Here is a 12,658-nt window from a genome sequence, read left to right as displayed (position 1 = left end):
TCGGCGAGCCTCACAATCGTGTTGGAGATACCCGTCATGCTACGCGCCGAACTGAAATCGAGACCAGAGCAAATCATGATAAACCTTCGTTCTCTCAACCTGTTACAATCAGTCATGTCGTTAACGTTGGGACACTAGTGACTTTGCATAGAAAGCATAGTATAATTCAGTTTTATTATTATTCATTTACAGCCGCATCCACGAAGGAACAAGCTATGGACGCTCTTATTCGTCAAGCCATCTCAGAGAAAAGAATTATTGAGTTTCAGCATCATGGATACCAACGAATCGGAGAGCCACATATTTGTGGAATCAAAGGTGGCGTGATTCAACTGCTTTTATTTCAGCTCCGCGGCGGAAGCAGTTCGGGAACATTGCCAGGATGGCGCCGATTCAATTTAGCGGAAATATCCGGGTTAAAGATATCGGACGAGACATTTCCTGGCCCTCGTGATAATCCATCAGGACGTCACAGCGATTGGGATGTTATCTATACCGTAGTAAAATGATTTTCGCGCTCGGCTGCGTGTTCATGACCATGTCGACGCTAAGGTTCAAAAAGAAACTGGGATGACGCAGACCAGCGCCAGAGATAATCGGGATTTTTCACCACAGAGGCACAGAGACACAGAGAAAGAATATTTTACTTCTGTGCCTTGGCGGCCCTGTGGTTGTCTCTGTCCTGCTTCCCCGCGGCCGCCTCGGGTTGTTGCCCAAAGGGGGAAATACCCGAAACGAACGCTGTCCGGGACGTTCTTCACCCCAGACTCATAGATGCCTCCTAAGACGGCGGGGTGACGCCTCCGGCTTAAACACCCCACCGAGCGAAAAGCGATTGTTAACTCTGCGCCTCAGTGCCTCTGCGGTTATTTTTCCCTGCCGTATTTATTTCCCCAGTATTCGCGCCGACGCAAAATAGCCGCCGAATATGGCTCCGGAAAATCCGCCGCCGGGCATACCCCATGCCGAGGCGACATGGACGTTTGACACGCCGGGCACGGCCATCGGACGGTCCATCATCCCCTGCCCCACCGTCTGGGCGAAACCGTAGAATACCCCCTCCGGATTGCGGGTGAAGCGCTTTATGGTCACGGGCGTGGCCGCTTCGTAATACTCAATCCCGTTTTTCGCCCCGGGAACAAGCTTGTCCAGCCTTTCGATCAACGTTTCGGCGCACTCGCGCTTCTTTCTTGAATATTCTTCATGCGAAAGGTTTTTCCAGTTCGCAAAATTGTCCCCCGCCACGATGGCGCCAAAACCTTTTCCATCCGGGGCGAGGGCGCTGTCCAACTGGCTGTAATCCACGAACACATAACTTTTCGTGGCGAAATCGGCGCTTTTAGCGTCGGCGGCAAAATCGCGGATGGTGTTGATGGCGGCGCCCTGCACGAAGGTGGAGTAATGCCTGTTCCCAAGTTCTTTTACCGGCCTGCGGAACCCTATATAAACGCTGAAAGCCGAGCCGGGCAGGCTCATCCCGGCGATTTTCTCCGTAAACTTCCTGTCCGCAACGCCGGGCATAAGCTCGTTTAACACCACAGGCAACGGGGCGTTCACCACCACATGGTCCGCCGTGGCCCAAATTTCTTCCTGCGCGTCCTGGTGGGTCTTTGATACTTTGCGGTATCGCACCCCCGTGGCCTTTCCATTTTCCACGACGATGCGCGTGGCCTCGTGGCGGGTGAGGACCTCCCCGCCGTTGCCTGTTATGACCTCCGCCATCGCTTCGGCCAATTCCTTCGAGCCTCCCTTGATGAAGTGGCCGCCGCCGGTGAAATAGCTCCCCTGCGCCACGCAGAAATAAATCATCCCCAGTTCATACGGATCGTCGTGGTAATACCCGGAGTTGGCAAGCAGGATGAGCTTTAGCCATTCGTCCTTTGTAAGGCTGTCCACAAAATCGCCCACGTTTTTATTTTTAAAGCGGAACACGTGGTAGAGCATGAACGGGAAGATAAACGGGAACACCAGCATGAACTTCAACGGTTGGGTGGGCATCATCCCCATCCATTTGGTCATGTTCATCATGACGCGGAAGAACTTGCGGATACCTTCACGTTCCGACGGGAACTTTTCGATTAGCAACCTTTCGGCCTCGGCTGCGTTGTCCGGCATCACGAAATCGCCGTGGGGGGAGACCAGCCTGTAAAACTCCGGGACGCGGACGAATTTCATCTTGTCCCATATCCCGATTTCTTTGAAGATTTTAAGTTTGATATCGTCCTCGCCCAACCCGTCCATCTCGTGCAGTCCGGCTTCCATCAGGAAACCTTTGCGTTTGAACGTGGCGGCGCATCCGCCGACGGTGGAGTTTTGTTCGAGCAGCAGCACCTTGAGCCCGGCTTTGGCAAGCCTGGCCCCGGCGGTCAACCCCCCCAGCCCGCCGCCGATCACGATGGCATCGTATTTCATGGATGGACACCCGAAAAGCGTTCAAGGTTGCAATGCCGGCAAGCGCCAGCGGAGCAGTCAGGCCGGATTCCCGAAATAAACCTGCAGGGCTCCTTTCGGGCTGATGGCCTCCACAAGTTTTTCCATCATGGAAATTGTCGGCTCGTTGCGTCCTTTCTCGTAGCGTGAATAGGCGTTCAACGACCTGGAGCCGAGCCGGGATGCGGCCTCCTCCAGCGTCAGGCCGTGTGTCTGCCTCCAGCGCCTTAAAAGAAACGCGGCGAAAGACTTCGCGTCATCCGCCCCGGCGTAGAACACGGAGCCTTTTGCCGCGGTGATGGATATGGAAAGCTTGAATCCCTCTATGTCCGCCAATGTTTCCACAAGGTCACGGGCCATGTCATACGCCTCGGCCTTGCTCATCCCCTGCGTGGCGGCGTCCAGGGCGGGAAAGTCCACCAGCCAGAACTTCCCCCTTTTTCGCACATGCCCCTGCACCCACATTTTATTTCTCCTCGAAATGCGCGGCCTGCTTCAAAATGCCCTTCGCCAGCCCTTCTTCAATTTCCTTGTGCCGGGGGACCGCCGCCGTGTAAGACCCGCTTTTGTTCACCCAGCGTTCATGCTTGGATCCGCCGATATGGGTGTATCCCATGGCCTTGAGCGCCCGTTCCAGGTCCCGGCGTTTCATGTTTCCAATATATACATATATGTGGAGTTTGTAAACATCCCGATCAAGGCGGTCATATTGCGTAAGCTGGATCACACAAGCTTAACGAACTTTTTCTTCCCCACTTTCACCACCTTCTCCCCGCCGCGCTTCAATCTATGGTCCTTGTCCGTTATCTTCTCGCCGTCCACGCTCACGGCCCCCTGTTTTATGAGCCGCATCGCTTCCGACGTGCTGGGCAGCGCCCCGGCCTCCACCAGCGCCTTGCATATCCACGCCTCCCCGGCGCCGTCCCAGGCCACGTTGAAAGTTTCCATATCGTCGGGCAGTTCCTTGGACTTGAACACCCGGTCGAACTCTTCCGCCGCTTCCCCCGCCGCCTCCCGGGAGTGGTACCGCGCCACGATCTCCTTGCCCAGCGCCACCTTCGCCGCTTTCGGGTGGACCGCGCCGGAGGCCACGTCCGCCTTCAGCTGCGCCAGCGCCTCGTTGGTAACACTCGATAGCAGCTCGTAATACCGCATCATCATCGTGTCGGATATGGACATGATCTTGCCGAACATCTCGCGCGGGGCCTCGTCCACCCCGATGTAGTTTCCGTATGACTTGCTCATTTTCTGGACGCCGTCGGTCCCTTCCAGCAGTGGCATGGTGAGCGCCACCTGGGGGGGCTGGCCCCAGCCGCGCTGCAGGTCTCGCCCGACCAACAGGTTAAACTTCTGGTCCGTCCCGCCAAGCTCCACGTCCGCCTTCAGCTCCACCGAGTCATACCCCTGCAGCAGCGGATAAAGGAACTCATGGATGGATATGGGGCGCCCTTCGGCGTAGCGCTTCGAAAAGTCGTCGCGCTCCAGCATCCGGGCCACGGTGTACCTGGCCGCAAGATGGATCATCTGCGAAGGGGACATGCCGTTGAGCCAGCCGCTGTTGAAGGTGACTTCCGTCCTGTCCGGGTCCAGTATTTTGAACACCTGGCGGCGGTACGTCTCCGCGTTTTTCTCCACCTGCTCGCGGGTTAGCGCCGGGCGTGTCTCCGTTTTCCCCGTGGGATCGCCGATCATCCCGGTGAAATCGCCGATGATGAACAGCACGTGGTGCCCCAGCTCCTGGAACTGGCGCATTTTCCACAAAAGAACCGTGTGGCCCAGATGCAGGTCCGGCGCCGTGGGGTCAAACCCCGCCTTCACCCGCAACGGCTTTCCCGTGTTGCGCGATTTTTCGAGCCTGGCGCGCAATTCCGGTTCGGAGATGATCTCCACGGCGCCACGCCGTATCACCGATAGCTGCTCTTCAACTGGCTTGAACATCTTTGACCGTCTTTAAGATACACTGGTTGAATCAAGTGATAAAAAGTAACACATAAAACACCGTATGGCAAAGGCAGGCCGCGCCGCGAAGACAGGCGACCCGATGGACAAGGCGCGGGAGAGGCTCGCCCGGGAAAAGGGCGCCGTCGTCAAGGGACACAGTGGGGCGATATCAATCGCGTTGGCCTATCCGAACAGCTACGAAGTGGGGATGAGCAACCTGGGGTTCCACAAAGTGTACTCCATGCTCAACGCCATGGACGGCGTGGTGTGCGAACGGGTGTTCCTGCCGGACGCCGATGACGAGCGCTATTTTATCAAACGCAAGACGCCGTTATTCTCGCTGGAATCGCAAAAGCCGCTAAACGGGTTTGACGCGGCGGCGTTCTCCATCACTTTCGAGGCGGACTATATAAACGTCCTCAAGATGCTGCGGCTTGGCAAAATCCCGCTGAAAGGGCGCGGCCCGCGCGATCCGTTGATTCTCGCCGGAGGCATCTGCCCGACGATGAACCCGGAGGTCCTAGGCCCATTCTTCGACATCATGGTTATCGGCGAGGGTGAGGATGCGCTGGAACCGATCATCGCAGCGATGCGCAACGGGGGCAAGAATGATCTGGCGGCCTTCGCCCGCATCCCCGGTGTGTATGTCCCTTCGGCGTACACGCCCGTTTATGAAAACAGCGGCGCCATCGCCCGATTCGAGGTGAGACCGGGCTTCCCGGAAAAAGTAAAACGCCTGTGGAACCATGGATTCTCCGCGTCCCCCAACGTGAGCGTGATAGACACTCCGGACACGGTGTTCGGCGGCATGGCGCTGGTGGAAATAGGCAAAGGATGCGGGAAACATTGCCGGTTCTGCGCGGCCGGATATGTGTACCGCCCCACGCGCCACGCGGACACCTCCGCGATTCTCGCCGCCGTTGACGCGGGGCTTTCGCGCATCGGGCGTGTGGGCCTTGTGGGAAGCGCCGTGGGGGACCATCCGGACATCGAGAAAATCTTCAGCCACATCGTGGAAAAAGGTGGAGAGTTTTCCGTTTCATCTTTCCGGCTGGACAAGCTGACGCCAACAATGCTCGAAAACCTCGCCAAAGGAGGCGCCCACACCATCACCGTGGCGCCGGAGGCGGGTTCCGAACGGCTGCGAAAACGCATCAACAAAGACCTGGGCGGCGAAACCATAATCAGGGCCGCGCGCATGATCGCGCAAACAGGGCCGTTCAACATGAAACTTTATTTCCTGGTGGGCTTTCCGGGAGAGACCGTGGAGGACGTGGCGCAAATAGCGAGCCTTGCGCAGGCAATCAGGGATGAAATGATATCCGCCTCCAAAACCAGGGGGACGATGGGGCATATTTCCGTGGGGGTGGACGTGTTCGTCCCGAAACCTTTCACCCCTTTCGCGCGGGAGCCGTTCATCGGGATCGCCGAGGCGGACAGGCGGCTTAAGCTTGTTAAAAAAATGTTCCGGGCGCTCCCCGGCGTGAGCCTGCAGGCGGGATCGGCCAGGCAAAGCTATGTGCAGGCGCTCCTTTCCGTTGGGGACAGGCGCGTGGCGGAGGTAATAGAAAAGGCGTTGGAGATGGACGGGGACTGGTTTGGCGCCATGCGTGAGTCGCCGGTTGACGCCGATTTTTTCGCCACCCGCCGCAAGGGGCCGGATGAAATATTGCCGTGGGATATGATAGACAGCGGGCTTTATGAAGGTTATCTTGAAAAAGAGATGGAGCGACGCCTTGACGAAAAACTTACCCCCGAATGCCCGCCCCCCGGCTCGCAATGCCAGAGGTGCGGGGCGTTTGACGGGGTGTGCGTGATAAAAGGAAAAACGAAGTGAACGAAGTTTTGCGCCGGTTCCCTTGCGATGGGCCGGAGATATACACTTTTCCGCATATCCAAGACCTGGGGTTTGCCAACTTCATCACGGGCCGCGGAGGCGGCGTGAGCGCAAAGCCGTATGACAGCCTCAACACAAGCCATTCGGACGGCGATTCGCCGGAGAACGTCAGGCGCAACATGGAATTGATAAAATCCGCCACCGGCGCCGGGCTGATATGGGCGCCGTCGCAGGTTCATGGCGCGCAGGTGGCGGTGATAGACGGAGCGATTCCGGAAAGGCCGGTGGAAGCGGACGCCGTTATCACCGCACGCAAAGGTATCGCGGTTGGGGTGCGGACGGCGGACTGCCTCCCCATACTCATCGCCGATCCGGAGAAAAACGTTGCCGCCGCCGTCCACGCCGGAAGGAAAGGCGCCGAGCTTCACATCGTTTCAAGGGCCGTCGAAATCATGGCGGAGCGGTTCGGGTGCGATCCGGAAAATCTCCACGCCGCCTTCGGCCCGTGCATACGATCATGCTGCTATGCGGTGGACGAGGCCACGGCGGAGCGGTTCCACGCCTGTTGCGGCGGCGATGGCGGACTGCAAGTGGACATCGCGGATGCGAACCTGCGCCAGTTGGCGGATTGCGGCGTGAAGGGGCGGAATATCGCCGACAGCGGCGTATGCACATCGTGCCACAACAGGAAATTCTACTCTTACCGCAAGGACGGCAAAGTCACGGGCCGGTTCATAAGCCTTGTGGCCGTGCGCTGAAATTCCCCCCAATATTTTCCTACCAAACGCTCCCGGGATGCCGCTACAATAACCACAGCTTACCAATTAATATCAGGAGTTCGAGCCGTTCAAATCATGTCAGTACAATTGGAAACCATTTGCGTCGGCCCACTTGAGGTCAACTGCTATATAGCCGGGTGCGACGTGCATAATGTGTGCGCCGTAATTGACCCGGGAGATTCATACAGGCGGATACTGGAGACTGTATCGGCCCGTGGCTGGAAAGTGACCCATATCATTAATACCCACGCCCACGCGGACCATACCGGAGCCAACGCCCAGATCAAGGAGGCCACCGGAGCCAAAATAATTATCCACGGGGCGGACGCCGAAATGCTGAACCACCCCTCCATGGAGGACATGGCGGCATATCTTGGCATAGCCCCCTCCCCCCCCGCCGACGAGTTGCTGGCCGATGGGGACGTGGTGGAAATATGCGGATGCCTGAAGATGAAGGTGATCCACACCCCCGGCCATTCCCCCGGAGGCATATGCCTGCTTTTCGGAAACACCCTCATCGCCGGGGACACCATTTTCCGCCTCTCCATCGGCAGGACCGATTTGCCCGGCGGAAGTTTTGAGGCATTGCGCGATTCGATCAATAACAGGATATTCACCCTGCCGCCGGAGGTGGCCATCTATCCGGGCCACGGCGATCCGACGGAGGCCGGTTTCGAAAAAAAGAATAACCCCTTTATTTTTGGAGCCAGTAAGTAGTTGCAATGATGCTGATCACGGCGTTTTTTGACCGCCTGGGTTTTGGAGCAAAGCTTATGGCGGCCTCAGCCATTATGGCGCTTGCCGCGGGATGCGCCGGAGGCGGAGGCGGGGGGGGTGAACAGGCGTCAGTTGAGACGGAAGTCACCACCCTTGTGGAGCAAAGGTCCATGGCCGCGGGGGAGACCGCCGGGCCATACACCGTGGACGTACCGGCCGGGGCAGTGTCGCTGACCATCATCGCCGACGGCGGGGACACCTCCGACATGGACATTTCGTCCATCGTGGACCCCAACGGTTTCTCCATGGTTTCCGCGGACCTTTCCACCTGGCCCATCGGCTATAACGAGACCCAGGGGCAGGGCTATAGCGCCCAGACATTCACCATCCCCCACAGCATGGACTATGCCTTCAATCCGGGAACGTGGACATACTCCATCACCCATTACGCAAGCCCGGACGGGGCCGCGCGGGACGTCTCCATCTACACCATCGTAAAGAAAACCGCCGGGACCACCATCAACGTCAACGTGTGGATCATGGCGCTCCCCGATTATCAGGGGACCGCCGACCCGAATCTTGCCGCCATGCTCGACGAGTTCAAGAGGATTTGCGCCGTCAACGGTTTTTCCGTCGGGACGGTCAACATCATCGAGCTTAACGACGACACGGCGCGCCGCCTGACCCATGTGGACTTAAACTCGGACGCGAACAGCAATGGCCAGTCGGACGGGATGGACGAGCTTTTCAGGCTTTCGTCCCAGGCGGGCAACGATTATATGAACCTTTTCCTCGTCCGTTCCATGAGCAACCTTGGCGTGCTGGGCATAGCCGGGGGGATACCAGGTCCGCCGCTTGTCCAGGGGACCGAACACTCCGGCGTGGTGGTGAACACAATGGGAGGGATGTCGCGGATGAGTTCGGCCGACCTGATAATGCAAGGCGCGACGATGGCGCACGAGCTTGGCCACTTCATGGGGCTTTTCCATACAACCGAGTCGGACGGGACATGGTTTGACCCCATATCCGACACGCCTGAATGCCCGGCAAGCGTTTACGACACGGACGGGGACGGACAGGTGAGCGCCGCGGAATGCCAATCCACGGACGGGGCGAACCTTATGTTCTGGGCATCCGCCACCTTTGTGCAGGAAGCGCTTTCGGCGGCGCAGAAAAGTGTTGTGAGTTTTTTTCCAGCGGTGAAGTAGGGGCGCGCCTAAGTGTGCGCCCAATCCGCTCGGGGGGGAGAATAGCTGCGTTATCGGGTAGGAGCACGGCGCGCCGTGCCCGTACAACTGGTTATCGTCTGACACCAGCGGATGGGGGGCATGAAACAGGACGACATGTTCGCTTCCAGGGGCGTGGAAAACGCCACGGCGCTGCGGGCGCTGGAGGAGGCGGCGCGGCGGCTTTCCGTGGAGGTGCGCTATGAAAACCTGCGGGACGACGACGTGAACATCTCCTCCGGAATGTGCCAGATGAAAGGCGGGATGATCGTGATAATAGACAAACGGCTGGACACGGAGCATAGATGGAGAGCCCTGGCCGCCGCCATCCGCCACATATCCTCCGAAAGCCAGGTGTTCCTCCCGCCACTGGCGCGGGAACTTATCGAAAAGGTATAGCAATCCATGTCCTCCGGCGTTTCCAGAATCAGAAGGCGCGTAGAGGACGTGATGCGTGGGCTTGAACCGGCTGGATCGCTGCTGGTTCCCCTTGTCATCGCCCGGGCTGTTTACGGTTCCTTGGTGTGGCTTCGCAATTGGCTTTACGACAGCGGAATTCTCGTCCAGAGGAAAGCCCCCCTTAAAGTGATGAGCGTGGGCAACCTCACAATCGGCGGGTCGGGAAAGACCCCCTTCGTGGAACTTCTCGCCCGCAAGCTTTCTAACCGGCGGATCGGAATCCTTTCCCGAGGATATGGATCGCAAAACAAGGAGCCTGTGAGCGTGGTGTCCGACGGGGAAAAACTCTCCGCCCCCCCTCCCCTTTCCGCCGACGAGCCTTACATGATGGCGAAAAATCTGCCAGGCGTCCCTGTGGTCTGCGCGCCCAAGAGGATAGACGGCGCGGTGATGATGGCGGAGCGGTTCGGGCTTGAAGGGGTGATACTCGACGACGGATTCCAGCATCGCGCAATCCACCGCGACCTGGACATCCTTCTGATCAACTCCGATAATCCGTTCGGAGACGGCAGACTTTTTCCCACGGGAATATTGCGCGAGCCGGTGGATCAGGCCAGACGCGCCGGCCTGATCGTCATTACAGGAGCCGGGAACGGGACGGAAAACATCATCCGGGAAATCAGGCGCCACAACCACACGGCGCCGGTGATAAGGGCAAGCGGATCCATAACCGGTTTTTCGGATATTAAAGGGGTGGAGCGCGATGTGCGCGGGCTTAAAACGCTGCTGTTCTGCGGCGTGGCCGGGCCTAAATTGTTTTTGCGGTCCGTGGAAGAGTCCGGGGCTACGGTTTTGAGGGCAATGACCTTCGCCGACCATCACAACTATACGGACAGCCAGATCGGGGAGATAAGCGCCGAGGCCGCCTCTTGCGGGGCGCAGGCCATAGTCACCACCGAAAAGGACATGGCGCGCCTTGCCGGGCGTGAAAAGATGTTCGGCGGCCAGCTGCTATCGGCACGCTACAAGATGCGGATCACGGATGGAGAGAATATCCTGGACGAGGAGCTGGACAGGGTTTTCGGAAAGTGAGGCGCTATTGCCATAGCTAGAGGCTGGCAAAAAAAAACCGGGGTGATAATCACCCCGGCCATAAATCCTGACGGTACGGTTATTTCGCGGCCTGCTGGGCCTCGGGGGCCTTGCGGGTCCTCTTCTTGGGCAACGCCGAAGGGTCGCGGTCCACAAGCTCAACAATAGCCATCTGTGCCGCGTCGCCGGCCCTGTGGCCAAGCTTCATGATCCGTGTGTAGCCGCCGGGCCTGTCCTTGTAGCGCTCCGCGAGCTTGTCGAAAAGCTTCGCCACCACGGCGCGGCTCCTGATAACGCCAAGTGCGCTGCGCTTGCTGGTCAGGGTGCCTCTTTTGCCCAGCGTCACCATCCTCTCGGCCACCCGCCGAAGCTCTTTTGCCTTCGGAAGGGTGGTGGTGATCTTTTCAAACTCCAACAGCGACGTCACCATGTTCCTGAACATGGCGGTCCTGTGGCTTGTCGTCCTGCCGAAATGCTTCTTCTGTACCAAATGCCGCATAATTGACCTCGTCTACCGCCGCGGGCCGGAAAACCCCGCCGGCGCGTGTTACTTTAAACCAATACCTGCCCGTGTTCCAGCGCCGAAAGCTCGTCCCGGTACTGGTCCACGTTCATCCCAAGGTGCAGCCCCATGCTTTCGAGGATCTCCTTGATCTCGTTGAGGGACTTCCTGCCGAAGTTGCGCGTCTTGAGCATCTCCTGGTCCGTCTTGGTGACAAGCTCCATGATCGTCTTGATGCTCGCGTTCTTCAGGCAGTTGTAGGAGCGCACCGAAAGCTCCAGCTCCTCCACGCTCTTTCGCAGGTTGAGCGCAACGCGCATCTTTTCCTGGTTGAGAGCCTTCGGGGCGGGCTCATCGGCCTCCTCGAAATTGATGAATATCTGCAAGTGGTCCTTCAGGTTCTTGGCCGCCACCGCGATGGCGTCCACCGGCTTTATCGCGCCGTTGGTGGTGACCTCCAGGATCAGCCTGTCAAAATCGGACGACTGCTCCACCCGGGTCTTCTCCACGTGGAAGGCCACGCGCGTGACCGGGGAGAACACCGCGTCTATCGGGATCATTGAAATGTCCCAGTTCGGGTTGGCGTTGCGCTCCGCCGGGGAATAGCCCCTGCCTGTGCGCGCCACCATCTCAAGCTTTATGCTTGCCTTGGGCTCCGTGAGCGTGGCGATGTGCAGGTCCGGATTGAGGATCGTGATCCCCGCCGGGGCCTCTATCGAGCCCGCCGTCACAACGCCCTTGCCGGAGGCGGAAAGGGTCATGGTCACGTCGTCGTCGGTGTCCTTTTTCAGGATGAGCTGCTTTAAGTTCAAAATAATGTCAGACACGTCCTCCACCACCCCGCTTATGGTGGAAAATTCGTGGTGTATCCCCTCGAACTTCACCGCCACCACCGCCGCACCCGGAATAGTCGAGAGCAGGTGGCGCCGCAACGAGTTGCCGATGGTGATCCCGAATCCGCGCTCGAATGGCTCGGCGACGAAGAGGGAATAGGTTTCTCTTTGCGTCTTCGGGTCGCACTCCAGTTTTTTGGGTTTAACCAATCCTTGCCAAGCCGATTTCATTAAACCTCCTTCAAGGTTACGTTTGCCGCGATCATTTATTTAGAGTACAACTCTACTATAAGCTGTTCCTGTATCGGGAGCGTCACATGCTCCCTGGCCGGAAGATCCAGCACACTAAGCTTCATGGCGGCCCTGTCCATGCCGAGCCACTCCGGGGCCCGCCCCTCGCCGGCCGCTTCCATGGCGCCGATTATCGCCGCCACGTTCCTGCTTTTCTCCCGGACCTCCACAACGTCCCCCTTCTTGACGCGGAACGATGGGATGTCCACCTTCTTTCCGTTCACAAGGTAGTGCCCGTGGCGGATAAGCTGCCTTGCCTGGGCTATCCCGGCGGCGAAGCCTCCTTTGGCCAAAACGCTGTCCAGCCTGGTCTCAAGCAGGCGAAGAAGGTTCTCGCCAGTGACTCCCTTGGCCCTGTCCGCCTTGGCGAAATAGCCGCGGAACTGCCTTTCCAGCACGCCGTAAATCCGGCGGACCTTCTGCTTCTCGCGAAGCTGAACTCCGTATTCCTTCATCTTGCTGCGCATCTGCCCCGCGTGTCCGGGGGGATAGTTGCGGCGCTCAAGGGCGCATTTCTTCGATATGCACCGTTCGCCCTTCAAGAAAAGCTTCGTCCCCTCCCGGCGGCAGAGGCGGCACGACGAGCCTGTGTACCTGGCCAAATCTTCCTC

At 58.4% G+C, this 12,658-nt stretch carries 13 protein-coding genes; 6 read left to right on the top strand and 7 right to left on the bottom strand.

Going from position 1 to position 12,658, the window contains the following annotated elements:
* Positions 1 to 885 precede the first annotated feature (885 nt).
* From HZB29_03420 to HZB29_03405, 4 genes are all read right to left on the bottom strand, one after another.
* Positions 886 to 2,412 carry an NAD(P)/FAD-dependent oxidoreductase gene (locus tag HZB29_03420; GenBank protein ID MBI5814640.1) on the bottom strand — a complete coding sequence of 509 codons (1,527 nt, stop codon included), beginning with the start codon at positions 2,410 to 2,412 and terminating at the stop codon, positions 886 to 888.
* Positions 2,413 to 2,469: 57 nt separating this feature from the next.
* Positions 2,470 to 2,895, bottom strand: coding sequence for a helix-turn-helix transcriptional regulator (locus HZB29_03415; protein MBI5814639.1), 426 nt, complete (start codon positions 2,893 to 2,895; stop codon positions 2,470 to 2,472).
* A gap of 1 nt (position 2,896) precedes the next feature.
* On the bottom strand, positions 2,897 to 3,082 hold the full coding sequence (locus tag HZB29_03410) for a type II toxin-antitoxin system HicA family toxin (GenBank protein MBI5814638.1): 186 nt from the start codon (positions 3,080 to 3,082) through the stop codon (positions 2,897 to 2,899).
* Between the two features lie 71 nt (positions 3,083 to 3,153).
* Positions 3,154 to 4,368 carry a tyrosine--tRNA ligase gene (locus tag HZB29_03405; protein ID MBI5814637.1) on the bottom strand — a complete coding sequence of 405 codons (1,215 nt, stop codon included), beginning with the start codon at positions 4,366 to 4,368 and terminating at the stop codon, positions 3,154 to 3,156.
* Positions 4,369 to 4,432: 64 nt separating this feature from the next.
* Between HZB29_03405 and HZB29_03400 the strand changes: the two genes are divergently transcribed.
* The 6 genes from HZB29_03400 (at position 4,433) to lpxK (ending at position 10,421) form a co-directional block, all read left to right on the top strand.
* Positions 4,433 to 6,208 (top strand): radical SAM protein, encoded by a 1,776-nt coding sequence (locus HZB29_03400; protein MBI5814636.1) that lies wholly within the window; start codon positions 4,433 to 4,435, stop codon positions 6,206 to 6,208.
* The gene (pgeF, locus tag HZB29_03395; GenBank protein ID MBI5814635.1) at positions 6,205 to 6,966 is read left to right on the top strand and encodes a peptidoglycan editing factor PgeF; all 762 of its coding nucleotides are present in this window, start codon (positions 6,205 to 6,207) and stop codon (positions 6,964 to 6,966) included. The genes HZB29_03400 and pgeF overlap by 4 nt, the downstream gene beginning before the upstream one ends.
* Before the next feature lie 96 nt (positions 6,967 to 7,062).
* Complete coding sequence (locus HZB29_03390; protein ID MBI5814634.1) at positions 7,063 to 7,704, top strand: MBL fold metallo-hydrolase; 642 nt, start codon at positions 7,063 to 7,065, stop codon at positions 7,702 to 7,704.
* A 5-nt stretch (positions 7,705 to 7,709) separates the two neighbouring features.
* The gene (locus tag HZB29_03385) at positions 7,710 to 8,912 is read left to right on the top strand and encodes a hypothetical protein (protein ID MBI5814633.1); all 1,203 of its coding nucleotides are present in this window, start codon (positions 7,710 to 7,712) and stop codon (positions 8,910 to 8,912) included.
* A 120-nt stretch (positions 8,913 to 9,032) separates the two neighbouring features.
* The gene (locus HZB29_03380) at positions 9,033 to 9,329 is read left to right on the top strand and encodes a hypothetical protein (GenBank protein ID MBI5814632.1); all 297 of its coding nucleotides are present in this window, start codon (positions 9,033 to 9,035) and stop codon (positions 9,327 to 9,329) included.
* A gap of 6 nt (positions 9,330 to 9,335) precedes the next feature.
* Entirely contained in the window at positions 9,336 to 10,421 is a 1,086-nt protein-coding gene (lpxK, locus tag HZB29_03375) for a tetraacyldisaccharide 4'-kinase (GenBank protein MBI5814631.1), read from the top strand.
* 79 nt (positions 10,422 to 10,500) lie between these two features.
* On the opposite strand, the gene rplQ is transcribed toward lpxK, so the two are convergent.
* From rplQ to rpsD, 3 genes are read right to left on the bottom strand one after another with little or no spacing between them, the layout of a single operon-like run.
* The gene (gene rplQ, locus HZB29_03370; protein ID MBI5814630.1) at positions 10,501 to 10,920 is read right to left on the bottom strand and encodes a 50S ribosomal protein L17; all 420 of its coding nucleotides are present in this window, start codon (positions 10,918 to 10,920) and stop codon (positions 10,501 to 10,503) included.
* 53 nt (positions 10,921 to 10,973) lie between these two features.
* Entirely contained in the window at positions 10,974 to 11,987 is a 1,014-nt protein-coding gene (locus HZB29_03365) for a DNA-directed RNA polymerase subunit alpha (GenBank protein ID MBI5814629.1), read from the bottom strand.
* 35 nt (positions 11,988 to 12,022) lie between these two features.
* Positions 12,023 to 12,649: a 30S ribosomal protein S4 gene (gene rpsD / locus HZB29_03360; GenBank protein MBI5814628.1), complete on the bottom strand. Its 627-nt coding sequence runs from the start codon at positions 12,647 to 12,649 to the stop codon at positions 12,023 to 12,025.
* Positions 12,650 to 12,658: the final 9 nt, after the last annotated feature.

The organism is Nitrospinota bacterium (genome assembly GCA_016235255.1).
Classification (GTDB): domain Bacteria; phylum Nitrospinota_A; class UBA7883; order UBA7883; family JACRLM01; genus JACRLM01.
This window is presented reverse-complemented; position numbering and strand designations above follow the sequence as displayed.

What these genes read in the sequence shown, in the direction of transcription:
- HZB29_03420 (MBI5814640.1), bottom strand. Translation starts at nt 2,412, where the DNA reads ATGAAATACGATGCCATCGTGATCGGCGGCGGGCTGGGGGGGTTGACC.
- HZB29_03400 (MBI5814636.1), top strand. Translation starts at nt 4,433, where the DNA reads ATGGCAAAGGCAGGCCGCGCCGCGAAGACAGGCGACCCGATGGACAAG.
- HZB29_03380 (MBI5814632.1), top strand. Translation starts at nt 9,033, where the DNA reads ATGAAACAGGACGACATGTTCGCTTCCAGGGGCGTGGAAAACGCCACG.
- HZB29_03405 (MBI5814637.1), bottom strand. Translation starts at nt 4,368, where the DNA reads ATGTTCAAGCCAGTTGAAGAGCAGCTATCGGTGATACGGCGTGGCGCC.
- HZB29_03415 (MBI5814639.1), bottom strand. Translation starts at nt 2,895, where the DNA reads ATGTGGGTGCAGGGGCATGTGCGAAAAAGGGGGAAGTTCTGGCTGGTG.
- HZB29_03385 (MBI5814633.1), top strand. Translation starts at nt 7,710, where the DNA reads ATGATGCTGATCACGGCGTTTTTTGACCGCCTGGGTTTTGGAGCAAAG.
- lpxK (MBI5814631.1), top strand. Translation starts at nt 9,336, where the DNA reads ATGTCCTCCGGCGTTTCCAGAATCAGAAGGCGCGTAGAGGACGTGATG.
- HZB29_03410 (MBI5814638.1), bottom strand. Translation starts at nt 3,082, where the DNA reads ATGAAACGCCGGGACCTGGAACGGGCGCTCAAGGCCATGGGATACACC.
- HZB29_03365 (MBI5814629.1), bottom strand. Translation starts at nt 11,987, where the DNA reads ATGAAATCGGCTTGGCAAGGATTGGTTAAACCCAAAAAACTGGAGTGC.
- rplQ (MBI5814630.1), bottom strand. Translation starts at nt 10,920, where the DNA reads ATGCGGCATTTGGTACAGAAGAAGCATTTCGGCAGGACGACAAGCCAC.
- HZB29_03390 (MBI5814634.1), top strand. Translation starts at nt 7,063, where the DNA reads ATGTCAGTACAATTGGAAACCATTTGCGTCGGCCCACTTGAGGTCAAC.